The 24,069-nt window shown below is 61.9% G+C and carries 24 protein-coding genes and 1 pseudogene; 13 read left to right on the forward strand and 12 right to left on the reverse strand.

Annotation, left to right across the window (positions count from 1 at the left end; genetic code table 11):
* Positions 1-20: 20 nt before the first annotated feature.
* The 4 genes from mltG to fabG all read right to left on the reverse strand — a co-directional run bounded on the left by mltG (position 21) and on the right by fabG (position 5,027).
* Positions 21-1,805 carry an endolytic transglycosylase MltG gene (mltG, locus tag IYW40_RS08270; protein ID WP_348644262.1) on the reverse strand — a complete coding sequence of 595 codons (1,785 nt, stop codon included), beginning with the start codon at positions 1,803-1,805 and terminating at the stop codon, positions 21-23.
* A gap of 593 nt (positions 1,806-2,398) precedes the next feature.
* The gene (gene fabF / locus IYW40_RS08275) at positions 2,399-3,661 is read right to left on the reverse strand and encodes a beta-ketoacyl-ACP synthase II (RefSeq protein WP_196400212.1); all 1,263 of its coding nucleotides are present in this window, start codon (positions 3,659-3,661) and stop codon (positions 2,399-2,401) included.
* 90 nt (positions 3,662-3,751) lie between these two features.
* A complete protein-coding gene (locus tag IYW40_RS08280) occupies positions 3,752-3,991 on the reverse strand; it encodes an acyl carrier protein (protein WP_014891668.1) in 240 nt (79 codons plus the stop codon).
* A 298-nt stretch (positions 3,992-4,289) separates the two neighbouring features.
* A complete protein-coding gene (gene fabG / locus IYW40_RS08285; RefSeq protein WP_196400213.1) occupies positions 4,290-5,027 on the reverse strand; it encodes a 3-oxoacyl-[acyl-carrier-protein] reductase in 738 nt (245 codons plus the stop codon).
* A 425-nt stretch (positions 5,028-5,452) separates the two neighbouring features.
* On the opposite strand from fabG, the gene IYW40_RS08290 reads away from it, so the two are divergent.
* Positions 5,453-6,232, forward strand: coding sequence for an outer membrane beta-barrel protein (locus tag IYW40_RS08290; RefSeq protein WP_196400214.1), 780 nt, complete (start codon positions 5,453-5,455; stop codon positions 6,230-6,232).
* Between the two features lie 102 nt (positions 6,233-6,334).
* On the opposite strand, the gene fabD is transcribed toward IYW40_RS08290, so the two are convergent.
* Positions 6,335-7,282: an ACP S-malonyltransferase gene (gene fabD / locus IYW40_RS08295; protein ID WP_196400215.1), complete on the reverse strand. Its 948-nt coding sequence runs from the start codon at positions 7,280-7,282 to the stop codon at positions 6,335-6,337.
* 106 nt (positions 7,283-7,388) lie between these two features.
* Between fabD and IYW40_RS08300 the strand changes: the two genes are divergently transcribed.
* A complete protein-coding gene (locus IYW40_RS08300) occupies positions 7,389-7,964 on the forward strand; it encodes a nucleoside deaminase (protein WP_246720721.1) in 576 nt (191 codons plus the stop codon).
* A 123-nt stretch (positions 7,965-8,087) separates the two neighbouring features.
* Here the strand turns inward: IYW40_RS08300 and IYW40_RS08305 are convergent, their stop codons facing one another.
* Positions 8,088-8,354, reverse strand: a complete 267-nt coding sequence (locus tag IYW40_RS08305) for a hypothetical protein (protein WP_196400348.1) — start codon at positions 8,352-8,354, stop codon at positions 8,088-8,090.
* Between the two features lie 316 nt (positions 8,355-8,670).
* Positions 8,671-8,766, reverse strand: a pseudogene (locus IYW40_RS22230) (heme-binding protein); the annotation flags it as partial.
* Positions 8,767-8,973: 207 nt separating this feature from the next.
* On the opposite strand from IYW40_RS22230, the gene IYW40_RS08315 reads away from it, so the two are divergent.
* Together IYW40_RS08315 and IYW40_RS08320 are read left to right on the forward strand one after the other, a co-directional pair.
* A complete protein-coding gene (locus IYW40_RS08315) occupies positions 8,974-9,390 on the forward strand; it encodes a hypothetical protein (protein WP_196400216.1) in 417 nt (138 codons plus the stop codon).
* Positions 9,387-9,905, forward strand: a complete 519-nt coding sequence (locus IYW40_RS08320; RefSeq protein ID WP_196400217.1) for an AAA family ATPase — start codon at positions 9,387-9,389, stop codon at positions 9,903-9,905. The genes IYW40_RS08315 and IYW40_RS08320 overlap by 4 nt, the downstream gene beginning before the upstream one ends.
* A 489-nt stretch (positions 9,906-10,394) precedes the next feature.
* Here the strand turns inward: IYW40_RS08320 and IYW40_RS08330 are convergent, their stop codons facing one another.
* From IYW40_RS08330 to IYW40_RS08340, 3 genes are all read right to left on the reverse strand, one after another.
* A complete protein-coding gene (locus tag IYW40_RS08330) occupies positions 10,395-11,411 on the reverse strand; it encodes a hypothetical protein (RefSeq protein WP_196400219.1) in 1,017 nt (338 codons plus the stop codon).
* A 145-nt stretch (positions 11,412-11,556) separates the two neighbouring features.
* Positions 11,557-13,491: an acetate--CoA ligase gene (gene acs / locus IYW40_RS08335; RefSeq protein WP_196400220.1), complete on the reverse strand. Its 1,935-nt coding sequence runs from the start codon at positions 13,489-13,491 to the stop codon at positions 11,557-11,559.
* Positions 13,492-13,672: 181 nt separating this feature from the next.
* On the reverse strand, positions 13,673-14,305 hold the full coding sequence (locus IYW40_RS08340) for a cyclic nucleotide-binding domain-containing protein (protein WP_196400221.1): 633 nt from the start codon (positions 14,303-14,305) through the stop codon (positions 13,673-13,675).
* A gap of 125 nt (positions 14,306-14,430) precedes the next feature.
* Between IYW40_RS08340 and IYW40_RS08345 the strand changes: the two genes are divergently transcribed.
* The 6 genes from IYW40_RS08345 to IYW40_RS08370 all read left to right on the forward strand — a co-directional run bounded on the left by IYW40_RS08345 (position 14,431) and on the right by IYW40_RS08370 (position 20,046).
* Positions 14,431-14,964, forward strand: a complete 534-nt coding sequence (locus IYW40_RS08345) for a DUF2243 domain-containing protein (protein WP_196400222.1) — start codon at positions 14,431-14,433, stop codon at positions 14,962-14,964.
* A gap of 100 nt (positions 14,965-15,064) precedes the next feature.
* Entirely contained in the window at positions 15,065-15,670 is a 606-nt protein-coding gene (leuD, locus tag IYW40_RS08350; protein WP_196400223.1) for a 3-isopropylmalate dehydratase small subunit, read from the forward strand.
* 127 nt (positions 15,671-15,797) lie between these two features.
* Positions 15,798-16,781 carry an LPS export ABC transporter ATP-binding protein gene (gene lptB, locus IYW40_RS08355; protein WP_196400224.1) on the forward strand — a complete coding sequence of 328 codons (984 nt, stop codon included), beginning with the start codon at positions 15,798-15,800 and terminating at the stop codon, positions 16,779-16,781.
* A gap of 234 nt (positions 16,782-17,015) precedes the next feature.
* On the forward strand, positions 17,016-18,581 hold the full coding sequence (rpoN, locus tag IYW40_RS08360; RefSeq protein WP_196400225.1) for an RNA polymerase factor sigma-54: 1,566 nt from the start codon (positions 17,016-17,018) through the stop codon (positions 18,579-18,581).
* A 250-nt stretch (positions 18,582-18,831) separates the two neighbouring features.
* Positions 18,832-19,413 (forward strand): ribosome-associated translation inhibitor RaiA, encoded by a 582-nt coding sequence (raiA, locus tag IYW40_RS08365; protein WP_196400226.1) that lies wholly within the window; start codon positions 18,832-18,834, stop codon positions 19,411-19,413.
* A gap of 168 nt (positions 19,414-19,581) precedes the next feature.
* Positions 19,582-20,046 (forward strand): PTS sugar transporter subunit IIA, encoded by a 465-nt coding sequence (locus tag IYW40_RS08370; protein WP_014891684.1) that lies wholly within the window; start codon positions 19,582-19,584, stop codon positions 20,044-20,046.
* Positions 20,047-20,059: 13 nt separating this feature from the next.
* Here the strand turns inward: IYW40_RS08370 and IYW40_RS08375 are convergent, their stop codons facing one another.
* Both IYW40_RS08375 and IYW40_RS08380 read right to left on the reverse strand, forming a co-directional pair.
* Complete coding sequence (locus IYW40_RS08375) at positions 20,060-20,338, reverse strand: general stress protein (RefSeq protein WP_175093773.1); 279 nt, start codon at positions 20,336-20,338, stop codon at positions 20,060-20,062.
* A 156-nt stretch (positions 20,339-20,494) separates the two neighbouring features.
* A complete protein-coding gene (locus tag IYW40_RS08380) occupies positions 20,495-21,310 on the reverse strand; it encodes a response regulator (protein ID WP_196400227.1) in 816 nt (271 codons plus the stop codon).
* A gap of 323 nt (positions 21,311-21,633) precedes the next feature.
* On the opposite strand from IYW40_RS08380, the gene IYW40_RS21755 reads away from it, so the two are divergent.
* The 3 genes from IYW40_RS21755 (at position 21,634) to fumC (ending at position 23,903) form a co-directional block, all read left to right on the forward strand.
* A complete protein-coding gene (locus tag IYW40_RS21755) occupies positions 21,634-21,876 on the forward strand; it encodes a NepR family anti-sigma factor (RefSeq protein WP_246720722.1) in 243 nt (80 codons plus the stop codon).
* Positions 21,873-22,442, forward strand: coding sequence for a sigma-70 family RNA polymerase sigma factor (locus tag IYW40_RS08390; protein ID WP_123174513.1), 570 nt, complete (start codon positions 21,873-21,875; stop codon positions 22,440-22,442). Before IYW40_RS21755 ends, IYW40_RS08390 begins: the two co-directional genes overlap by 4 nt.
* A 63-nt stretch (positions 22,443-22,505) precedes the next feature.
* Complete coding sequence (fumC, locus tag IYW40_RS08395) at positions 22,506-23,903, forward strand: class II fumarate hydratase (RefSeq protein ID WP_196400229.1); 1,398 nt, start codon at positions 22,506-22,508, stop codon at positions 23,901-23,903.
* The last annotated feature ends 166 nt before the right edge of the window (positions 23,904-24,069 follow it).

Consider the following 24,069-nt stretch of genomic DNA (forward strand, 5'->3'; position numbering starts at 1 on the left):
TCACTATCGCCGCGCCGGCCTTACCGCAAATCGCTCGTCATAGGGACAGTCTTAGCTGAGGTGAGATCCCAGCTCTTGTCACGCAGCGGGTCGAGCGGCGTGCCTTCCGAGGCGTCGAAGGCGCGGGGACGAAGGGGCCGACCCGTCGCGGCCAAAGCCGTGGCGCCCGCCGGCGGCGCGGCGTCCTGGGCGAGCCGTCCGCCGAGCGCTTCGCTGGGAAGCTCGTCGGAGCCTGCCGCAAGTCCGAGACGCGCCGCGCGGGCCCTCTGTTCGGCGCGCTGCGCCGGCGAGACGGGATAGGCGGCGATCTCGCCGCCATCGTCAGGCTGAGCGTCAGGATTTTCGCGCGCGATCGTCGTCATATCCGGATTAAGCCGCTCCTCCTCCGCACGGGGCGGCGGCGGGCGGCCGACGAAAAGCATAGGGTCGAACAGCGCCTTGGCGCGCAGCTGCACGGAGTCCTCGGTAAAGAAGGGCCGCGCCCGCCTTAAGGCGGCATATTCAGCCGCCTGGACCTGCGTGCGGTCGCCATGGCCGCCGAGGAAAAAATCGGCTTCGGCGTAACCAAATTTGCCGAGCCGGTGAGTCGGGCCGTCATCGGGCGCCATCGCCCGGTTCGGCGGGAAGTCTTCGTGGCTCTCGGCAAGCGTGACGAGACGTCCGATGGGCGCCTGCGTGCGCTTGTCGGGCTTGGGCGCGGCCGGCGCGGGGACGCCGGGCGTGGCGCGATCAACCGCGCCATCGGTCTTCTCCTTCTCCAGTCGCCGCCAGTTCTGGACGTTGCGCGAATGCTGGTCGAGCGACTCGGAGAAGACATGACCGCCCGTGCCGTCGGCGACAAAATAAAGATCGCGCGTCGGCGCCGGATGCGCGGCGGCTTCAAGCGCTGCGCGGCCAGGATTGGCGATCGGTCCTGGCGGAAGACCGTCGATGGCGTAGGTGTTGTAAGGCGTCCACTTCTCGATCTCGGCGCGCATGATCGGACGGCCGAGCGTCGCTTTTCCGCCGACGAGGCCGTAGATGATCGTGGGATCAGACTGAAGGCGCATGCCTTTGCGCAGCCGATTGACGAATACGGCGGCGACGTGCGGCCGCTCTTCGTCCTTGCCGGTCTCCTTTTCGACGATCGACGCCAGCGTCACCAGTTCGTAGGGCGTGCGCAATGGCAGGTCCGGGGAGCGCTTCGCCCAGATTGCATCGAGCGTCTTGCGCTGATCCTCCTGCATCTTTGTGAGGAGACGCGCCCGAGGGTAGCCGCGCGGGTATTTATAGGTCTCCGGCAGCAGAGCGCCTTCCTTCGGAAGGTCGACGACATCGCCCGCCAGCAGTTCGGCCTCTTTCAGCTTTTGCACAATTTGTTCCGAAGTCAGACCTTCCGGAATGGTCACGCTGTGCATGATCTGGCGGCCGGAGGCGATCTGATTGATCACGTCGCGCAGGCTGATGTTTTTCTTGAAGCCATATTCGCCGGGTTTCAGCTTGCCGAGCTTGCCTTCGAGAACGATCCCGAGCTGCATGAGCGTCGAATTGGCGATGACGCCTTCGCGCTCGAGTTGGGAGATGATCTCAATCAAATCGCTGCGCGGCGGAATATAGACGACCTTGTCGGCCGCGAGCGGTCCGGGCTCTTTCAGTTTGTGCATGGCGGCGATGAGGCCGAAGACGCCGGCGACAAGCGCGACGAGCACGAAACTCAGGAAGCCGCTCGCCACCGAAAGCGTTCCTTCGCGGCGCTTACGCTTTTTTGGCGGAGGCGCGGGTTCTACCTGCTTAGCGCTTTGCGGCGTGGCGCGCCGCCCGAACATGCCGGCTACGGGGGAGGCGTCGGGCTTTTTCGCCGAGGGCTGGCCGGGCGGTTGGAGCGGGGGCGCTTCAGACTTGGCTGTAGGTGACGACGGCGGCGGCGCGGGCTTCGCGATGTCGCCTGATGGCGGTGCGGGAGCTTTCGGCGGCTCGGGCAGAGGCGCTTCAGCCTTCGCTGCGATCGGCGGCTGGCTTGGCGGTTCCGGCGCGGACGCGACCATGGCCGGCCCTTTCACCAAGGCGGCGTCGGACGGCGAAACTTCCGTCGGCGGCGAGCCAGAGTCCTTTGCGGGCGCGTTCAGGGTCGGTTGAACTGCGAGATCTTCGTGTGGCGGGGCGGCGGTTTCGGCGTTTTTGGCCGGGGTCGGCTCGCTCGGCGCCGCTACTGCGGCGTCTGTTGGCTTTTCGGGCGCGCCTTTATTGTCCGCTTCGCTCATCGCACTACGCCCATCAAACGTCGAAGATCTCACGCCGATTATCGCCGAAGACTTACACTATGCCTCATTGTGGCGAATTCAGGAATGCGCCGCTTCCGTTCGCAGGCTCCGGCGTATCGCGAGATAGGCGTTCGAATGCGCCGGCTGAGCGCCCGGGCTCAGGAGGCGCGGCGAAACACCAGCGAGGCGTTCGTGCCGCCAAAGCCGAACGAGTTCGACAAAGCGATATTGATTTCCTTCTCGCGTGCTTTGTGCGGCACGAGGTCGATCGTCGTTGCAACCGAGGGATTGTCGAGGTTGCGGGTCGGCGGCGCGACATTCGCCTGCATCGCCAGGATCGAATAGATCGCTTCGACGGCGCCGGCGGCGCCGAGCAGATGGCCGATCGCAGATTTCGTCGATGACATGGCGAGCTTGGGTTCGATGTTGCCGAGAAGGCGTTCGACGGCCTTGAGTTCGATCTCGTCGCCGAGCGGCGTCGACGTGCCGTGCGCGTTCACGTAATCGATGTCGGTCACGGAAATGCCGGCGCGCTTCAGCGCCGCCTTCATGCAGCGATAGGCGCCGTCGCCGTCGGGCGCCGGGGCGGTGATGTGATAGGCGTCGCCCGACATGCCGTAGCCGATGAGTTCGGCGTAGATTTTCGCGCCACGCGCCTTGGCGTGCTCATATTCCTCAAGCACGACGCAGCCTGCGCCTTCGCCAAGCACGAAGCCGTCGCGGTCCTTGTCATAGGGCCGGGAGGCGGCTTCGGGGCGATCGTTGAAGCCGGTCGACAACGCGCGGCACGCGGCGAAGCCAGCGACGCCAATGCGATTGACGGGCGATTCGGCGCCGCCGGCGACCATCACGTCTGCGTCGCCCACCGCGATGATGCGTCCCGCGTCGCCGATGGCGTGCGTGCCGGTGGCGCAGGCCGTCACCACCGCATGATTCGGGCCCTTCAGGCCATGCATGATGGAGACATAGCCCGCCACGAGATTGATGATTCTGCCCGAGACGAAGAAAGGCGACACGCGGCGCGGTCCCTTCTCCCTCAAGGTGACGGAGGTCTCATAAATGCCGCCGAGGCCGCCGATGCCGGAGCCGATCAGAACGCCAGTCGATTCCTGCTTCTCTGGGGTGTCGGCCACCCAACCGGAGTCTTTTAGCGCCTGCGTCGCTGCGCTCGCGCCATAGATGATGAAATCATCGACCTTGCGCTGCTCTTTGGGATCGAACCAGTCGTCAGGATTGAACGTGCCGTCCGTGCCGTCGCCGCGCGGCACGACCGCCGCGATCTGACATGCGAGGTCGGAGGCCTCGAATGTGTCGATACGTTTGAAGCCGCATTCTCCGGCGGCGAGACGGCGCCAATTGGTGTCCACGCCGCAGCCCAAAGGAGATACGACGCCAAGACCGGTGACGACCACCCTGCGCATGGCTCTACTCTCAACCTTTATGTTGTCGGAAATGGCGGCGTCGGCGAAGCCTCGCGAGAAGATTCGCCGCGCGCTTGGATGTTCAGTTCGTCAGGCGGCCTTCGCCTTTTCGAGAAACTTCACTGCATCGCCCACAGTGAGAATCGTCTCGGCGGCGTCGTCGGGAATCTCGACGCCGAATTCTTCCTCGAAAGCCATGACGAGTTCGACGGTATCGAGCGAATCGGCTCCCAGATCGTCGATGAAATTGGCCTTGTCGACGACCTTGTCGGCTTCGACGCCGAGATGCTCGACAACAATCTTTTTCACGCGCTCGGCGACATCGCTCATCTTCTTTGATCCCTGTCTGCGTTTGGCGCCTCACGCGCCGTGTGGCGATTTGGAGCAGGCCTGCTGGCGTGCTCCATGATCGCCCTTCATCCCTTTAACGTGCAATCGCGCGCTGATCGCCCTGATGTGTGCGAGACGCGTTGCGGCTTGCTCCACCGGGTTTAAATCGCGGCGACGCCGCCCCTCAGCGGCGAGGTCTGGTAGCATACTTCCCTGGGCATGGCGAGAGGCGTCCCCGCGTTCTCACGGACGCGGCGAAAGGTCGCCGCAGACGTGTTTTCCGGGCGATTCGCCTCTCCTAGATCATGGCCATGCCGCCATTGACGTGCAGGGTTTGTCCGGTGACGTAGCCCGCCTCCGCGCTGGCCAGATAGACGCAGGCGGCGGCGACGTCGGCGCCGGTCCCGAGCCGTCCCGTCGGCACCATGCGCAGGATCGCCTCCTTTTGGGCGTCTGTCAGCGCCTCGGTCATCGGGCTTTCGATGAAGCCGGGCGCGACGCAATTGACGGTCACGCCGCGCGAGGCGACCTCGCCGGCCAGGGACTTCGACATGCCGATCATGCCCGCCTTGGCGGCGGCGTAATTGCCTTGCCCGGGATTGCCGGTCACGCCGACGACCGAAGTGATCTGGATGATCCGGCCGAAGCGCTTTTTCATCATCCCGCGCAGCGCCGCGCGCGACAGGCGAAACGCCGACGTCAGATTGACGTTGATGACGGCGTCCCAGTCCTCGTCCTTGAGGCGCATGAACAGCATGTCGCGGGTGATGCCGGCGTTATTGACGAGAATGTCCAGACCGCCCATCGCCGCCTCCGCCGCCGGCACGAGTTTCTCGGTCTCGTCCTTTTGCGAAAGATTGCAGGGCAGAATGTGCGTGCGGCCGTTCAATTCGCCGGCAAGCGCCTCGAGCGCCTCTTTTCTCGTGCCGGAAAGCGCCACGGTCGCGCCGGCGGCGTGAAGCGCGCGCGCGATCGCCGCGCCGATTCCGCCGCTCGCGCCCGTGACCAGCGCAGTCTTGCCGTTGAGATCAAACATATCTCCCCCTCTCCTCCCTCGCGCCGATGAAGCGAGCTTTATAGCTCAGTTCGGGGGAGTGGCCTTTTTTCAGCCGCGGTTCAACTTCAAACGACCGCCTCCACAACGGCGGACGCCACCGATGCCCGGTCGGAAATTGGGAGAAAATGGGCGCCAGTCCGGCTTCGTTTCGCAAGCGACGGATTCGAGACTGAATTGCTCAACGACGCATCGGAATCGGCGTCAAATTTCATTGTGGCGTAACTGCAACAGTCGAAATCTTTTGGGTCTTTTGGGCCCGTTTTTACCTTCTGTTTGTTGTTTCCCGCGCGAAATTTGCGCACAGTCCGCCGTGCTTGGGGGTCAGCGTCCTTAAACGTCCGAGAGAGTCACAGGACTGACGCGCACCTATTAATTTAAGTTGGCTCGAAATGAAGGATAGAGAGATGAAGACAGCGATCTCGGCCCTGGCTCTGGCGACGGCGCTTTTCGCCGGCGCCGCGAACGCCGCCGATCTACCCTCCCACAAGGCTCCTCCGCCGTACATCCCCCCGCCGCCGATCATGACCTGGACCGGGTTCTACGCCGGTCTTAACCTCGGCGGTGGCTTCTTTGCCAGCAATTCCTCCAATCAGGGTTGGAACGGGGGCTGGAACAACGGCAACAACAGCACCGGCGGCGTGATCGGCGGCGGTCAGCTCGGCTATAACTTCCAGGTTACGCCGATGTTCGTCGTCGGCGTTGAGACCGACTTCCAGGGCACGAGCCTCGGCTCGGGCGGCGGCGGCAACAACAACTGGTGGTTGTTGGGCGGCGGCTTCGGCGGCGGCGGCGCAGGCACGGCGCGTCTGAACTGGTTCGGCACCGTTCGCGGCCGCGTCGGCATCACCCTGCTGAGCCCGCAACTGTTGGTCTACGGCACGGGCGGCTTCGCCTATGGCGAAGTGCAGCGCAACAGCTGGTGGAACCAGAACAGCGCCGTGCAGACGGGCTGGACCGCTGGCGGCGGCGCCGAGTGGATGTTCTTCCCGAACTGGTCCGCCAAGGTCGAGTATCTGTATACGCAGATCAGCGGCACCGGGAACAACAACAACTGGGCGTGGGCGTTCAACCCCGGCTGGGGCCTGAACAGCACCAACAACCGCACGCGCTTCCACACGATCCGCGCGGGCATCAACTACCACTTCCACTTCGGCTCCCCGGCGCCGGTGTTGGCCAAGTACTAATCCAAGTACTAATCCTACCGATCGGCCTTACGGTCGAGAGAATGGGCCCGGTCCTCGCGACCGGGCCTTTTCTTTTGGCGCTTCCGTTTCTCTTCCCGGCCTCTATGCGAAGCCGCGATAGGCGTCGAAATCGGCGGGCGCGCCCACCGAAATGCCCGCGGCCTGCGGCGCGATCCGCTTCAATAGCCCCGCGAGAACCTTGCCCGAGCCGCATTCGACGAACTTCGTCGCGCCGTGACTCGCCATATAGGCCACGCATTCGCGCCAGCGCACCGCGCCGGTGACCTGCTCGACGAGCAGTCGGCGAATCGCCTCCGGGTCCCGCGTCGGCTCCGCCGTCACATTGGCGACGACCGGCACGCACGGGGCGCTGATCGCCGCTCCGGCGAGCGCCTCGCGCATGGCGTCGGCGGCGGGCTGCATCAGCGCGCAATGGAAGGGCGCGGAGACCGGCAGCAGCACGGCGCGCTTGATTCCCTTCTCCTTGGCGATGTCGATCGCCTTGTCGACGGCCGCCTTGGCGCCCGAAAGCACCACCTGGCCGCCGCCATTGTCATTGGCGACCTGACAGACGCCGTTCGCCGCCGTCGCCGCCTCCTCAGCGATGGCGCGCGCTTGATCGAGGTCGGCGCCGAGCAGCGCCGCCATGGCGCCTGCTCCGACAGGGACCGCCTTCTGCATCGCGTCGCCGCGAATGCGCAGCAGCCGCGCCGTATCGGAAATCGTCAGCGCGCCCGCCGCAGCAAGAGCCGAATATTCGCCGAGCGAATGTCCCGCGACGAAGGCCGCGTCGCGCGCGAGGTCGAGGCCGCATTCGGCTTCCAGCGCGCGAATCGTCGCGAGCGAAACCGCCATCAGCGCCGGCTGGGCGTTGGCGGTGAGCGTCAGCTCCGAGTCAGGGCCTTCGAACATGAGTTTCGAGAGCGGCTGCGACAGAGCGTCGTCGACCTCAGTGAAAACCGCGCGCGCGGGCGCGAAGGCGTCGAACAGCGCCTTGCCCATGGCGACCGCCTGAGATCCCTGACCGGGAAAAATGAAAGCCTTCTGCATGCGTAACCGTCCCTGCTTTATTATTGTTTGGGTCGCCGCGTGTGGCGCCGGGGGGTTCGCTGTGTCAAGTTGGCGCGTGACGTCGAAACGCGCGCTGGAGCGGGAGATGAGCCAAACGACATGCGGCGGCGACGCCGGCCGCTTCAATCGGCGCGCCGCGCTGGCGACGCTGGGCGCAGGTTTTGGGTTAGCCTTTGGCGCCGCGCCGGCGCAGGCCCATGCCAAGCGCGCGCCCGTCCGGCCGGAGGATGAGAAATTTATGCGGTTAGCGATCGCGGAAGCCGCCAAGGGCGACTTTCCGTTTGGCGCCGTCATCGTACGCGACGGCAAGGTCGTCTCGACCGGACGCAATATGGGCGTGACGAACAACGATCCAACCGCGCATGGCGAGATGGTGGCGATTCGCCGCTTCGTCGCCGACAATCCGGCGAAAGAGCTTAAAGGCGCGACGCTTTACACGTCGGGCGAGCCCTGCCCGATGTGCATGGGCGCGATCGTCTGGTGCGGCATGGGGCGTGTCGTCTATGCGGCGTCGATCGAGCAGCTTGAGAAGCGGATCGGCCAGATCATGATCACGAGCAAAGCCGTGGCGGAGGCCGCGCCGTTTCTGACCGTCGCCATCACCGGCGGCGTGTTGGCGACGGAGGCGTTAGCGCTCTTCGATAAAAAAAGCGGCGGCTAGGCCGATTGCGCCGAGCTTGACCATTTCGGCGATTCGCTAAGGCCCCTCTTTTTGAAAGAGGGGCCCGAGGCTTGGAATGAGCGATGGGTGTTTCGCGAACCGTCACGAACACGCCCTCGCCGCTTATGAGCGATAGATGGAAGACTGACGGGCGGGATCAGGCTCCGACAACGATGCGCGGCCCTTGCCCCATTTCCGTTTCTGCTTGAGGCAGCCGTTGCCGAACGTGCCCCAGGACGCCGGATTCTTCTTGCCGCAGCGCCAAGAAAGGGCGGCGTTTTCGACAGAATCGCCCGGCGCCTTCAGCGAAGCGCCCATCGGCGCGGCGTTCGCGTCGACGCTCAGAGAGCCGGCCGCGATGGCGGCGGCGAGAAACAATGCGGTCTTCATGAAATTTCTCCAAAAATGAGTCTCGATAACGTTTGCGGCGAACACGAAGGTTCTCCGCAAACGCTTGTCTTGCGATTGCAAGACGGGACGACCATACGACTCGAAGGGACGGACGAACGTGCGGCGGCGCACGGGGCCGCGCATGGCGATCCGTCCGGCGGCGCGAGGCGGCGGCGATGAGATCTGCAAGTGGCGCGAAATCCGGCTGAGCGACTCGCATATGCCGACAGGGCGCCTGCAGACTCATTAGAGTCGCGCGCGCCGAAATATAACCGGCGAGGCGGCGGAAGCCTTCGCTAATGGCCGCGCCGCGCTCGCCGGCGACCGTCGTCTCTGCGACGATCTGCGGCGCGTAGTCGCGAATTTCGATGGCCCCTGACGAGGCGACCACCGAATATCGCGCATGCTCCACATCGGAATCCGCGCGTGCGGGGGCAGCCGCGATCAGTCCGACAAGATGGCAAGAAAGCGCCGCATCTCCTGGGTCCTCTTTTCTGAAGAGGTAAGATGCGGTGCGGCAGGGCGTCGGAACAGGCGGCAGGGCGCCAAAGAGGGGCGGTTTTTCGCCATCAGTCCGTTAAGGAAAGCGAATGAGGAACTATTCGCAGGAGTAACACACGTGAGCGACGCTTTGATATTCAGCATACATCCTGAATGGGTGGAGAAGATTCTCTCCGGTGCAAAGCAGTATGAGCTTCGTCGACGGCCACCAAAATTGTCTGGGCCGACCGCCGCGTTCCTCTACGAGACCTCGCCTGCGAGTCGGCTTAGGGTGGTGTGCAAGGTAGGTCCGATAATTTCGGGAACACGTGAAGAAGTTTGGAGGCAGGTCGGTTCTCTGACCGGCCTTAATCGTCACGAGTTCGAATCGTATTTCCGATCTAGGAATATCGCCTATGCGATCAAAATTGATGAAGTTCGAGAGATCCCGCCATGGTCACTCGCCTGTCTCCGGGAACAGTTCCGGTTCGTCCCACCACAAGCTTGGTGTTACGCCCGCGAAGAGCTGATCCGCTCGATTGGAGCTGTAAGATGATTGTTATAGTTTGTGGTTTGTCAGGTAGCGGAAAAAGCTCTCTTACAAAAAATTCAGACTTTCTGTCTCTAGGCTTCGTTCTCGTTAGGGCAAGTGATTTGCTTCGGTCAGCTGGGCTTCCGACAACACAGCTCCGGGCCCGCGACGCCCTCTTGAACCAGGAATATCTCATTGATAAGATTTCGGACCTAGCAGCAGAGAGAGCGTTCATCGTACTGGATGGACACCTGCTGATCGAAACGATAGACGGCCCCCAACTCGTTCCCGATACCATCGTGAGTCGGTTGCCGGTAAGCTACATCCTGTTTGTTGATACAAGTCCCAAAGAGATCATGAAGCGAAGGGCTCGCGAGAACGGTGTGTGCGTTGATGAGCTATCCGATCTTGGGGAGCTTGAACATATTCACGCTCGTCGGTTAGCCAGAAAGGGCAGGGTTCCGTTCGGCTCAATCAAGGACGGCGACGTTGTAGCCTTTGACTTGATCCTCAAAGGCCTTTTAGGAGGGTCTGATTAGACGTCCGTTGAAGACGTGCTCTAGTTTGCCGCTACGGTATACGCCCTCAATAACTTGAGTGCGTTTGAAATGCCATGCCGACACAAGTTTGTCGAATTCACCTATCCGCTCTTCAGGCACTGTGAAGAGGGGACGATTAGTGCCAAGCCATTCAAATGCGCTGGCAGCTAGCGTTCTGCCGATTCCCAGACCCCTGAATTCCGGAACTACCCATAGTGTGCATAGCTTAGTTTCCGAAGGGTCGCGTTTCACGATCGCGACTCCAGCTAAAAAATTTTCACGGTAAGAAAGAAAAGCTTCTCTCGTCCCTAATCTTAAGCCGGGCATCACCTGTGTGTGATACCAGTTCTCAAATCCGGGATAGAAGCATTCCAAGCGGCGCAATGCACTCCAGCAATCACCGTTCTCGGAGCCGATGATCGCTGACAGCCTGTAAGGGTCTGTCCAAGATAAGCGAATCACAGCGAGCCCTCACCACGTCGAAGTGACTTATTGACACGAACCGCCCACGATGTGAATCCCTCGTCGAATCATGAAACGAAAAAGTTTTTTTGCTAGACTCACTAGGGTCGGCAAAGAAAGCAACGTTAAAGCCGCAATCCCGATCTTTAAATGGTTCCAATTAGTTTGAGCGGCGCAATCAGGTCCTGACGGGCTCAGATAAGCATATATTTCCGCTTCAAAGGCCGTAGCCGCCATGCCGATGAGAACAATTGCAAAAATATACAGTGGGATAAGATGGTTTATTGTCCTGAACGACGCAAAAGCAGTGAAATCATCTATATTCTCTGTGGATGCTTTTACACGCCAATGATATAGCATCATCTGTTGTGGCGCTTTCTTGCTTAAAGATGCGAGATAACTCGACCATAGGTGTTTTTCCAACCGCCTTATTTTGTGAAAACCGGTGTGCGATCTAACTAATTCCGCTCTAAAATCCCTGATTAATATGAAATATATGGCCGACAACTTTGGCCAGCGCATCATTGGGTAAGCCTGCAGCAATCCAGCCGGGAAGGTCCGACGTTCATTTAACCGAAATTCAATCATATCAGTCGTATAAAACGAGCTGACGAAGATTCTATCGGCTTGTTTGAAGTTACTTACAAACAATTGGCGAAGCTGCCCGCTTAGCAAAAGCCTAATCCTGATGTAGTAGTCGCCTACCTGACTCATTTTATTGAAAATGCTCTCTTTAAATTGAAGGATGCTTCCCGCCGTCTTATCTCCGTCGTAGATATGCCGGATCTCGACGTCGGATTGCATATCCAATTTCATAACATAAAGGGAAACGCTAGAGTTTGATTTAAGTGCCGCGAAGGCATCATTTGTCTCTCGTCCAATGCGTAGACTCTCGTTAAAGACCGCTGAAAGCGTCTTTTGATCCTTTAGCACCTGAGATAAATCAACGACGTTAGCAGCCTCGATCTTAGCGGGCACAAAAAAATTCAATTTCTCAATCGCGTGCCTCTCCTTGATGCGAAAGCCAACATCAAGCGCGTCCATCTTAGAGCCAGGTAAGTTTCTCCACATGTTAAAGTGGAGTTCAATACATGGCTCGTGACCATCAACTTGCACTTCGTCAGATTCGTACCAAAGCGCGAGACTTCCATCCAACATGGTTGCACCATAACATTTAACCGGTGCCAACTTATTTGATAGACTTGGCCTTTACCAGCTCCTCCACGACCCCCGGATCGGCGAGCGTCGACGTGTCGCCAAGTGCGCCAAATTCGCCCTCCGCGATCTTGCGCAAGATGCGCCGCATGATCTTGCCCGAGCGCGTCTTCGGCAGTCCCGGCGCGAATTGCACGATGTCGGGCGTCGCGATCGGCCCGATCTCATGGCGCACCCAATGCACCAGCTCTTTGCGCAGATGCTCGCTCGGCGTCACGCCCTGATTGAGCGTGACGAAGGCGTAGATGCCCTGCCCCTTGATGTCGTGCGGATAGCCGACGACGGCGGCTTCCGACACTTTCTCATGCGCGACGAGCGCGCTCTCGACTTCCGCGGTGCCGAGGCGATGGCCCGAGACATTGATGACGTCGTCGACGCGGCCGGTGATCCAGTAATCGCCGTCGGCGTCGCGCTTGGCGCCGTCGCCGGTGAAATATTTGCCCGGAAAAGCCGAGAAATAGGTCTGCGCAAAACGTTCGTGATCGCCATAGACGGTGCGCATCTGCCCCGGCCATGAATCCGAGATCACGAGCAAGCCTTCGCATTGGCCTTGGAGGACATTGCCGAGCGGATCGACGATCTCGGGCGCGACGCCGAAGAACGGCCGCGTCGCCGAGCCGGGCTTGAGATCAATCGCCCCGGGGAGCGGCGAGATCAGCACGCCGCCGGTCTCCGTCTGCCACCATGTGTCGACGATGGGACAGCGGCCTTCGCCAACGACGCGGTGATACCATTCCCACGCTTCCGGGTTGATCGGTTCGCCAACGGAGCCGAGCAGGCGCAGCGACTTGCGGCTGGTCTTTTTGACGGGCGCCTCGCCCGCCGCCATCAGCGCGCGAATGGCGGTGGGGGCCGTGTAGAAAATATCGACCTTATGCTTGTCGACGATCTCCCAGAAGCGGGACACGCTCGGATAATTCGGCACGCCTTCGAACATCAGCGTCGTCGCGCCATTGGCGAGCGGGCCGTAGACAATATAGCTGTGTCCGGTCACCCAGCCGACGTCGGCCGTGCACCAATAGACGTCGACCTCGCGATAATCGAAGACGAGTTCATGCGTGAGCGATGTGTAGACGAGATAGCCGCCCGTCGTATGCAGCGCGCCCTTCGGCTTGCCGGTTGAGCCGGACGTATAGAGGATGAACAGGGGATCTTCCGCGTCCATCTCCGCATAGGGACAATCGGCGTGCACGCGCGCGGCTTCTTCCTCGTAGCGGAAGTCGCGGCCGGGCTGCATGTCGATCTCGGCGCCGGTGCGCGTCACGACGATGACCGTTTTCGCGGAAACCTTGTCGAGCGCCGCGTCGACATTGGCTTTCAGCGGAATCTTCTTGCCGCCGCGCAGGCCTTCGTCCGCCGTGACGATGACCTGTGATTCCGCGTCGGCGATGCGTCCCGCAAGCGAATCCGGCGAGAAGCCGCCAAAGACCACCGAATGAACGGCGCCGATGCGCGCGCAGGCGAGCATCGCGAAGGCGGCTTCGGGAATCATCGGCAGATAGATGGTGACGCGGTCGCGCTTCTTGACGCCGTGCCTCTTGAGCACATTGGCGAAGCGGCAGACTTCTTCATGCAGTTCGGCGTAAGTGATATGGCGCGAGACGGAAGGATCGTCGCCTTCCCAGATGATCGCGGTCTTGTTGGCGCGCTCCGGCAGATGCCGGTCGATGCAATTCATCGCGACATTGGTGGTGCCGTCCTCGAACCAGCGTATCGAAACATTATGCGTGTCGAAGCTGGTGCGCTTCACTTTTGAAAAGGGCGTGATCCAGTCGATGCGCTGCGCCTGCTCTGCCCAGAAGCCGTCGGGGTCTTTGATTGAGCGTTCGTAGAGCCGGCGATAGGTCGGTTCATCGATGCGCGCGCGCTTTTTCCAGTCGTCCGGCACGGGGTAGATTTTTTGCGACATTCGTTTCTCCATCGACGCTTTTCGTAAACGCCCGCCCGTCATGGCCGGGCTTGTCCCGGCCATCCACGTCTTTATGGCGACGCAGATTGGGGAACATGGCGCAGTGTCTCGGCGTGGATTCCCGCGACAAGCGCGGGCATGACGCGGAAAGGGGACGCTTACGGGCACGAAATGGGAGCGCTCATCCCTTGCGGGCGCGGGCGAGCTCCACATTATGCTGCATGCGCCGAACCATGAGCCGCATCAGGTAAAAGCCAAATTGCGGAGTCTGCGCCGCGAGCTGCAAGAGATCGTCATAGCGCACGCAAAGAAGCTCGACGTCGGTCGCGGCGACCGCGGTGGCGGTGCGGCGATTTTCATTGGTGAACATGCCCATCTCGCCAAAGAGCGTTCCGGGCTTCAGCGTGACGTCGGGTTCGCGCAGATGGATCTCGCCGTGCACCAAGAGATAGGCTTCCTCGGACAGGTCGCCGATGCGATGCAGGACGAAGCCTTCGGAAAGCTTTATGGGCCGCATATAGGGACGCAGCCATTCGAAATCGAAATCCTCGGAGGCGGCGGCGCGAATATCCTGAACGAGCCGCCGGATCTGCCGGAGCCGCACGATGTTGACCGGGACCAGAAAGGCGTTGAGCGCGAAGAGCGGGTAGAGACCCTTGAGGAAAAAGTAAGCGGCGAACAGCGCATTGGCGAGGATGGCCGCGATCCGCAGGGGGATCATGGTGTTCGACACATAAACGAACACGCTCGCCGCCGCGGCGAGATAGCCGAGGACTTCGATAAGCAGACCGTTCAGCGTGGTGGGCAGCGTCATGGCGAGATCGCTCGGACTTCAGCTTCGCCCAACACCTTTAGCAGAAGACTTTGTAAAAATGCGAGGGCGGAACACGTCTCGGCCCCGGGCGTTGCAAAGGTCTACGGGGTGGAGCAGGAATCGCCATGACGCAGTCCGCCAGCATTCGTCCCGCCCGCGCCGGGGGCGGCTTTCCGACCGCCGCCGCGATCATTCTTGGCGTGGGCCTTGGCATCTTTTTTGACGGCATCGTTCTGCATCAACTCTTGCAATGGCATCATCTGGTCAGCAACTGGAGCCCCGCCGGGACAGTCGAGGGCATGGAATTCAACACCTATTGGGACGGGATCTTGCACAGTTTCGCTTATGTCTGCGTCGGCGTGGGACTGTTCCTTCTGTGGCGCGCCTCGCGCCGCGCCGGTTACATGTGGTCCGGCCGGCGCCTGGCGGGCGCGCTGCTGATCGGCTGGGGCGGATTCAACCTCTACGATGGCGTCATCAACCATCTCGTCCTCGGCATCCATCATGTGAATGAACGAGTCGATCGCGCCCAATGGCCGATCTATGACGCGGGCTTCATCATCTGGGGCGCCGCGATGTTGCTGGCCGGCTTTCTGCTTCTGCGCGGCGGCAAGGCGGAGGCGGGGAGCGAGGCCCAGAGCACGCTCCGACAAAGTTAACATTTTGATTTTGGCGATCCCCGCGTCCCTTCGCGCTTTGCCCTCGCTGCGGCGATTTGGTAAAGGGCGCTAGACTTCCTCGCGCCACACCGAAAGAAACATGGACAAGTTCACCACGCTGACGGGCGTCGCCGCGCCGCTGCCGATCATGAACGTCGACACGGACATGATCATCCCCAAGCAGTATCTCAAAACCATTCAGCGCACCGGCCTCGGCAAGGGCCTCTTTTCGGAGATGCGCTATCGCGACGATGGTTCCGAGAATCCCGATTTCGTCCTGAATCAGCCGGCCTACCGCAATGCCCGCATCCTTGTCGCCGGCGACAATTTCGGCTGCGGCTCGTCGCGCGAACATGCGCCCTGGGCGCTGCTCGACTTCGGGCTCCGCTGCATCATTTCGACGAGTTTCGCCGATATTTTCTATAACAATTGCTTCAAGAACGGCATCTTGCCGATCGCGGTGAGCGAGGCCGAGCTCGAAAAGCTGATGGACGACGCCAAGCGCGGCGCCAACGCCACCCTGACCGTTGACCTCGCCGCGCAGGAGATTCGCGGGCCGGACGGCGGCGTGATCACATTCGACATCGACCCTTTTCGCAAGCACTGCCTGCTGAACGGGCTCGACGACATCGGTCTGACCCTCCAAAAAGCCGACAAGATCGACGACTACGAAAAGCAGGCCGCGGCGAAGCGCCCTTGGGCCTGACAGCAACATTGGCGCCGCAGCCCGGCGGCGCCGAGCTAATGTTTCCGAAGCGGCCTTTGGCGCCCCTGACGGGGCGACGAGCGTCGCTTCCAACCGCTGGACGCCCAGAGCGACGGACAAGGCGCGCTTGAGTTATCTTTCCGCCCTTTCCATGCGTTTTCGCGCCGCCGGCCAGTCGCTGGCGCGGCTCGCTAACGGCGTGAGGCGCTCGCGAAAGCCCGACGACATCGCGGAAGGCCAATGGCGCGACGCCCAAAACTTAGGCGCCGATTCCGACGAGGCGGCGCGCGACGCAAACTTCTGGGGACCCGCGCCGACAAACGAACAGGCTGAGCCGCCGGCCTTCGAGCCCGGCTCCGCCTATCGGGAACCCGCCGGATTCGACGGACAAGGCCTGCTTTCCATTCATAATCTCGCGAAGTCCTATAAAGCGCGCCGTGTCGTCGAAGACGTGAGCCTGCATGTGGCGCGGGGCGAGGCGGTCGGGCTGCTGGGCCCCAACGGCGCTGGCAAAACCACTGTTTTCTATATGATCACAGGGCTGGTGAAGCCCGACAAGGGCATGATTTCGCTCGACGGCTATGATGTGACGCCGCTGCCGATGTATCGCCGCGCGCGGCTCGGAATCGGCTATCTGCCGCAGGAGGCGTCGGTGTTCCGGGGCCTCTCGGTCGAGGACAACATCCGCGCCGTGCTCGAGATCACCCAGCCCGACGTCAAAAAGCGCGAGGAGGAGCTGGAGGCGCTTCTTGAAGAGTTCCGCCTCACGCGCATGCGCCACACGCCCGCCGTCGCGCTCTCCGGCGGCGAACGGCGTCGCTGCGAGATCGCCCGTGCGCTCGCCGGCCACCCCTCCTTCATGCTGCTCGACGAGCCTTTCGCCGGCATTGATCCGATTGCGGTCGGCGGCATCCAGGACCTCGTGCGGCATTTGAAAGCGCGCGGCATTGGCGTGCTCATCACCGACCACAGCGTTCGCGAGACGCTGGGGCTCACCGACCGCGCTTACATCATCTACAACGGCCATGTGCTGACCGAAGGAACGCCTGACGAAATCGTCGCCAATCCGGACGTTCGGCGCATCTATCTTGGCGAAGATTTCCGCATGTAGCGCCACAGGCGCCGCTCGGCGGCGCCCCAGCCAACTGGCGTCGATGCGACAAGGGTCGTCTTCGCCCTGAGAAATCGGGGCAGTTTCACGATCGACGAAGGTTGATTAAGGCTTAGGCGTTTTGCCTCGCCTCGCGCTGCTTTTTTGGCCCTAGGCGCGCTTAGGCGAAGTGATATAAGCAAGAACCGGGCCGCAGAGCGGCGGCCGATCGCGTATCGAGTGGGCCGAGCGACTATGGCGATTTCCACCAAGTTGATGATGCGTCAGGGCCAAGCCCTGGTGATGACGCCGCAGCTGCTCCAGGCGATCAAGCTGCTGCAGTTTTCCAATTTGGAGCTTGCCGCCTTTTTGCATGATGAACTCGAGCGCAATCCGCTGCTCGAAGCGCAGGAAGGCGATGGCGGCGTCGACGCGGCCGATGCTTCCCAGGGCGCGGAGCCGAGCGCGGCGGAGCCCTTTGAAGGGCCGCAGGAGGGCGACTGGGCGCAACAGGATCTCGCCGTCGACTCCGCGACGCTCTCCGCCGATCTCGGCGCCGACATGAGCAATGCTTTTGAGCCCGAGGGCCCTTTGATCGGGGAGCGGGCGCGGGATGAGGCCCCCGACGGCGCCGGCCTTTCGGCGACCTCCTGGACGGGCGCCGCCGGCGGCGGGCCGGCCGACGGCGAAGCGCCCAATCTCGAAGCTTATGTCGCCGATCGTCAGAGCCTCCACGAGCATCTCGCCGAACAGCTGGCGCTCGCCTGCCCCGATCCACGTCACAGAATCATCGGCCAATCGATCATCGATGCGATCGATGACAGCGGCTATCTGCGAGAGGACCTTGGCGAGATCGCCGCCCGTCTCGAGGCGGACATGGCGGAAGCCGAGCGCATTTTGGCGACGATCCAGACCTTCGACCCTTCCGGCGTCGGCGCGCGCGATCTTGCGGAGTGCCTCGCGATCCAGCTCAAGGAGCGCGACCGCTATGATCCGGCGATGCAAGCGTTCGTCGCCAATCTCCCGCTCGTCGCGCGCCGCGATTTTGCGCAACTCGCCAAGCTGTGCGGCGTCGACGACGAAGACGTCGCCGACATGGCGGCGGAGCTGCGCCGGCTGGAGCCCAAGCCCGGCCGGGCGTTCGGCGGCGCCCCGATTCAGCCGCTCGTCGCCGACGTCATTGTTCGCGCCGCTGCGGACGGCGCCTGGCATGTGGAGCTCAACGCTGACGCGCTGCCGCGCGTATTGGTCAATCACAGTTATGCGGCGCAAGTCAGCGCCGTCGCCACCGGCCCCGCGGACAAAAGCTTCATTTCGAGCTGCCTGCAGAACGCCAACTGGCTGACCAAGAGTCTCGAGCAGAGAGCCCGCACCATTCTACGCGTCGCTTCAGAAATCGTGCGATTGCAGGACGCCTTCCTCACGCATGGCGTCGAACATCTGCGTCCGCTGAACCTGCGCACCGTCGCTGATGCGATCGGCATGCATGAGTCGACGGTCTCGCGGGTGACGTCGAACAAATACATGATGACGCCGCGCGGCGTCTTCGAGCTCAAATATTTCTTCTCCGCGTCGATCGCCACGACGAGCGGCGCCGCTGCGCATTCGGCCGAGGCGGTGCGCTTTCGCATCAAGCAGATGATCGATCGGGAAACGCCCGACGGCATCCTGTCGGACGACGCGATCGTCGAACGGCTGAAGGCGAGCGACATTGAAATCGCCCGGCGCACGGTCGCGAAATACCGCGACAGTTTGCGCATTCCATCCTCGGTCGATCGCCGCCGCGCCAAGCTTGCGCAGGCGCGCATGACAACCAATTAATTGTCCTATGTCGTCCTGAGGCTTGAAGCTTCGCCGTTGGGGAAGACTCCATTGACTTCGCACGCCGAGGCTTCTAACGCTGCGCGGAATTTCCGCTCTTTGGTTAGATGGCGGGCGATTCGCTGACCCCTCAGGCGGAGTTCCAGGGCGGATGGGGGCGCGTTGGCGGTTGGTCTGACGGCGGCGCGGCAGGCGCGGCTGGCCCTTTCCGCGCCGAAACTTCGCTCGCAACGAAAGTTCGGATTGCAAAATGTCTCTTAGGGTTTCCGGCAAGAACATCAACATCGGCGAAGCGCTTCGGTCTCATGTGACGCAGAGGCTGGAGACGGCGGCGGCGAAATATTTCGACGGCCGAGTCAGCGGCCACGTCACCATCTCGCCGGAGGGCTCGGGCTTTCGAGCCGACTGCAGCCTGCATCTCGCCTCCGGAATCGTGCTGCAGGCCGACGGCCGCGCACAGGAGCCCTACGCCTCCTTCGACCAGGCGGCGGAGCGCATCGAAAAGCGCCTGCGCCGTTACAAGAGCAGGCTCAAGAGCCATCACGAGCATGGCGACGGCGCTCAGGCCGAGGTCGTCGCCTATCACGTGCTTGAGGCGCCCGATCAGGAAAATGAGGCGTCGGCGGAGTTCAGCCCCGCGATCATCGCCGAATCCACCACGCAATTGCGCCGGCTGTCTGTTTCGGCGGCGGTGCTCGACCTCGATCTCACTGGCGCGCCCGTCGTGGTGTTCCGGCACGCCAACACCGGCCGCCTGAATGTCGTCTATCGGCGCGGCGACGAAAATATCGGCTGGATCGACACCCCCGAGTCGGAAGGCGACGCGCGCTGACAGCAAAAACGTCGTGGGACGGCCATAATAACGGCCTCCTCGGCACGTATCTTGCCATTTTCCCACGTCCCTTCGGGTTTGGCGAAAATAGCGAGACGTTGAAATTTCAAGGATGGTCTGCGCCTTCGGCGGCCCTAGACCTCCCATGAGAAGCAGGATGATCGTCGCATGCGGCCAACGGACTTGGTTTCGCCGGATTCGGTTTGCGCCTCACTGAAGGCGACGACGAAGAAGCATCTTCTCCAGGAACTCAGCGAGAAGGCCGCGAAGATTTGCGGGCTTCCCGCGCGCGAGATCTTCGATGCGCTTCTTCACCGCGAGCGGCTGGGCTCGACGGGAATTGGCGAAGGCATCGCCATTCCACATGGCAAGCTCGCGAAATTGAAGGGGATTTACGGCGTGTTCGGCCGTCTTGACCGGCCTGTCGACTTCGGGTCTCTTGACGGCGCGCCGGTCGATCTCGTGTTCATGATCCTCACGCCCGAGAGTTCGGGCGCTGATCATCTCAAGGCGCTTGCCTGCGCGGCCCGGATGCTGAGGGAGCAAGGCCTCGTGGCGACGCTACGCGGGACGCGCGACGACGATGCGCTCTATTCGCTGATCGCGCAGCGCTCGAAGCCGTTTGCGGCATAAATCGCGCCGCTCCTTAGAGCGGCGCGCTGCGTTTTTGGGCGCCGCCTCCATGCGAAGCGTGTCCGCCTTTGCGGCCGGCTTCCGAAGCGAGCGCATGATCGCGCGAGAAGCTCCGCTTGGCCGGATTCACGCTTTGACCGCCCTTGCGTCCTGCCCGGGCCGCAAGATCGGGGTTCTGCGAGAAACTTCGTTTCTCGTCAGGAACGCTCTGGCCGCCCTTGCGTGCGATGGCCCGCTGCTTTTCGGGATCCATTGACGCAAAACCGCGGCTGGATTTTCTATTCTCGTCCATGGGCCGCCTCACAAAGTTCCCCCAGCGCCTTGGGCTATAACTCGCGGGGTCGGCCAATGTTTCTGGGCGGTGGCGATTTATCTTCGCAGTCCCGAAGGATCCCCCCGCCGGGACGGCGAGGGCGAAAAATTTAATGTTTGCAATAAGATCAGAGATTCACATGCCGACCCGCGGCGCGCTTTGTTCGCGGCGTCCGGCGCGTCGTTCAAAAAACAGCGCCTGGCTGATGACGGCCTTGAGGCTTTCGACGTTGAAGGGTTTGGCGATCAGAAAGGCCGGTTCGGGCGGCTCGCCGGTCAAAAACCGCTCAGGGTAGGCGGTGACGAAGATCACCGGGATGGACAGAGAGACGAGGATCTCGTTTACGGCGTCGAGCCCGGAACTGCCGTCCGCGAGCTGGATATCGGCGAGAATCAGTCCCGGGTTGCCTTGCTGTATGGCCGCCAGCGCCTCGGCGTGAGTGCGCGGCATGCCGACCACCCGATGTCCCAGCTCCTCGACGATGCTCCTCAGATCATGGGCGATCAGGGGCTCGTCCTCGATAATCAGCACGTCGGTCGCGATCTGGTCGGCGATCTCGCCGTTCGCCGCCTCGATCAGGGCGCCAGCCTCGATCTCCGAAACATGTAGAGTCTGACCAATCTGGTCGAGATCGAAGCCTTCGAGCGCCTGCAGCAAAAAGGCTATTCGCGGCTTCAGCGAAATAGCGTCGAGATTGCGTCGGCCGTTTTCCGCCAGCGCGCCGGAGCGATCGGTGTGGGCGTTGATCGGCGACGCCGCCCAGACATCCAGGAACAGACGGTATACAGCGATGCGCAGGTCATCGGAATCTGTGATGCGGCTCGGGTCCGCGACAACGGTTTCGAGAGTGGCCAGCACATAGGCGTCGCCGCCCTCCCGATCGCCGACCAATGCGCGCGCGAAACGTCTCAAATAGGGAATATGCGCTGAAATTTCCTTTGACGCCGACATGTCTTACAACTCCAGCAGCATGGAGCCTCGCAAAGGAGAGGAGTGCGGGCTAAGCAGATTCAAAACTTGGACAATACGTCAAAACTGCTCGGCATTTTAGGGAACCAATCCTTCAGCGGTGCGTTTTGCCTACCGTCCTTGCGGCGCAGTATAACGCGGCGGCTCCAGAAATCATGCATATTAAAATAGAGGGCTCCATGGGGAATAAGAATCCGGAGAATATAGTTGCGCGGGCGAAAGCAGACGACGACGCTTTCGCAGGCGACGGGCGGTATTCTTCGAGACCGGGCCCTCGCAGGGTGGGGACGTTTGCAGGGTGGGTGATGACACGTGACGAATTCGGCGATCGTCGCCGAGGAGTAGGGGAGGCGCACTGCGGCGCACAGCCGGCCCCGCGACCGCGGCCGGTGGAATTCCAGGACTCGATCGGAAAGGAGCTCCGCAATCTCTACGACGATGTCGTGGCTCAACCGGTTCCCGATCGGTTTCTGAAACTTTTGAACCAACTCGAAACGAATGTGCTATCCTCCGCGGCGACATCAAGCGCGCCGAGGAAGAGTGAGTGAAGGCAAGCGAAGAAGCGCATTCGGCAGGACAGGGATTAAAGGCTGATCTGATCTCAGCCATCCCGAGCTTGCGCGCCTTCGCAGTGTCGATTTGCGGAAACTCCGATCGCGCCGACGACCTCGTTCAGGAAACGCTGGTCAAGGCCTGGGGCAGTCTCGCGACCTTTTCGGAAGGCACCAATCTCACCGCCTGGCTGTTCACCATTCTGCGCAACATCTACTACAGCGAATTTCGCAAGCGCCGACGCGAGGCTCCCGATCCCGACGGTCTGATCGCCGGACGATTGGTCGCGCCGGAATCGCAGCACGCGCATATGGATTTTCTCGACTTCCGCGACGCGATGCAAAAATTGCCGCTCGACCAGCGCGAAGCCCTGATCCTCGTTGGCGCCTCCGGCATGTCATATGAGGAAGCGGCTCAAATCTGCGGCTGCGCGCCGGGCACGATGAAGAGCCGGGTGAATCGCGCCCGCAATCGGCTCTCAGACCTGATGTCGGCGCCGCCAAGCGCCGAGCCGCGCGAATGGTCCTCGGCCGAGCAGCTCTCCGCAGCCACGCGCGATTGAACGCTGCTCGGAAATGCCGCATAGGGAGGCGCGCCAAACGCCCCTTTCCATGCGAGCGAGCCGATGACCGACGATCACAGAATTGAACGCGACTCCTTTGGCGACATCGCCGTGCCGTCCTGGGCCTATTGGGGCGCCCAGACCGAACGGTCGCGCGAGAATTTTCCGATCGGCGGCGATCTCATGCCGATCGAGATCGTGCATGCGCTGGCGCGCATCAAGCTCGCGGCCGCCAAGGTCAACGCCAGGAAGGGCCTGCTCGAGCCTAAAATCGCCGACGCGATCGTCGCCGCCGCCCGCGAAGTGATCGCCGGCAAGCTCGACGAGCATTTTCCGCTCGTCGTCTGGCAGACCGGCTCCGGCACCCAGACCAACATGAACGTTAACGAGGTCATCGCCAATCGCGCCAATGAAACGCTCGGCGCGCCGCGCGGCTCGAAATCGCCCGTTCATCCCAACGACCACGTCAATCTCGGGCAGTCGTCGAACGACAGTTTCCCCACCGCCATTCACATCGCCGGCGCCACGACGATCTCCGGTCGACTGATTCCCGCCGTCGAGCGGCTGCATATTTCGCTCAACGCCAAGGCGGTGAAATTCGCCGACATCATCAAGATCGGCCGCACCCATCTGCAGGATGCGACGCCGGTGACGCTCGGCCAGGAGTTTTCCGGCTATGCGGCGCAGGCCGAATACGCGGAAAGGCGCATCAGGACGACGCTCGCCGACCTTCTGGAGCTCGCTCAGGGCGGCACGGCGGTCGGCACCGGCGTCAACACCTTCAAAGGCTTTGGCGAAGAGGTCGCCGCCGATATCGCGGAGCAGACAGGACTGCCTTTCGTCTCGGCGCCCAACAAATTCGAGGCGCTCGCCACGCATGATGCGATCGTCTTCGCCCATGGCGCGCTCAACGCGCTGGCGTCGGGTCTTTACAAGATCGCGAGCGACATTCGCCTGCTCGGCTCGGGGCCGCGCGCCGGCCTCGGGGAACTGAGGCTTCCCGAGAACGAGCCGGGTTCGTCGATCATGCCGGGCAAGGTCAATCCGACCCAGGTTGAGTCGCTGACCATGGTGTGCACGCGGGTTTTCGGCAACAACGCGACGATCACCTTCGCCGCCTCGCAGGGCCATCTCGAACTCAATGTGCTGAAGCCGGTCGTCGGCTTCGCGCTGCTCGAATCGACCATTCTGCTCGCCGACGGCATCAACAGTTTCGTCGCGCGTTGCGTCGACGGCATTGAAGCGGACGAGGCCAACATCAAGCGCTTCCTCGACCGCTCGCTGATGCTCGTCACCGCGCTCGCGCCAAAGATCGGCTATGACGCGGCCTCGAAAATCGCGCGCGCCGCGCACAAAAACGGCACGAGCCTGAAGGAAGAGGCGCTGGCTTCCGGCAAGGTGACGGAAGTCGAGTTCGACGCGATCGTGCGGCCGGAGAATATGCTCGCGCCGAGCGCGTGAGCAACCTCCTTTTGACCTCGTCCTTCGATACGCCGCCTAAAGGCGGCTCCTCAGGATGAGGTCAAGAGAAGCAACAGGGCTTCCTCATCCTGAGGAGACCGCGAAGCGGTCGTCTCGAAGGACGAGGCAGCCCTGTGCCATCGCGCGTCTTCCCCTCGCCATGCAT

The organism is Methylocystis sp. H4A, assembly GCF_015709545.1.
Lineage (GTDB): Bacteria > Pseudomonadota > Alphaproteobacteria > Rhizobiales > Beijerinckiaceae > Methylocystis > Methylocystis silviterrae.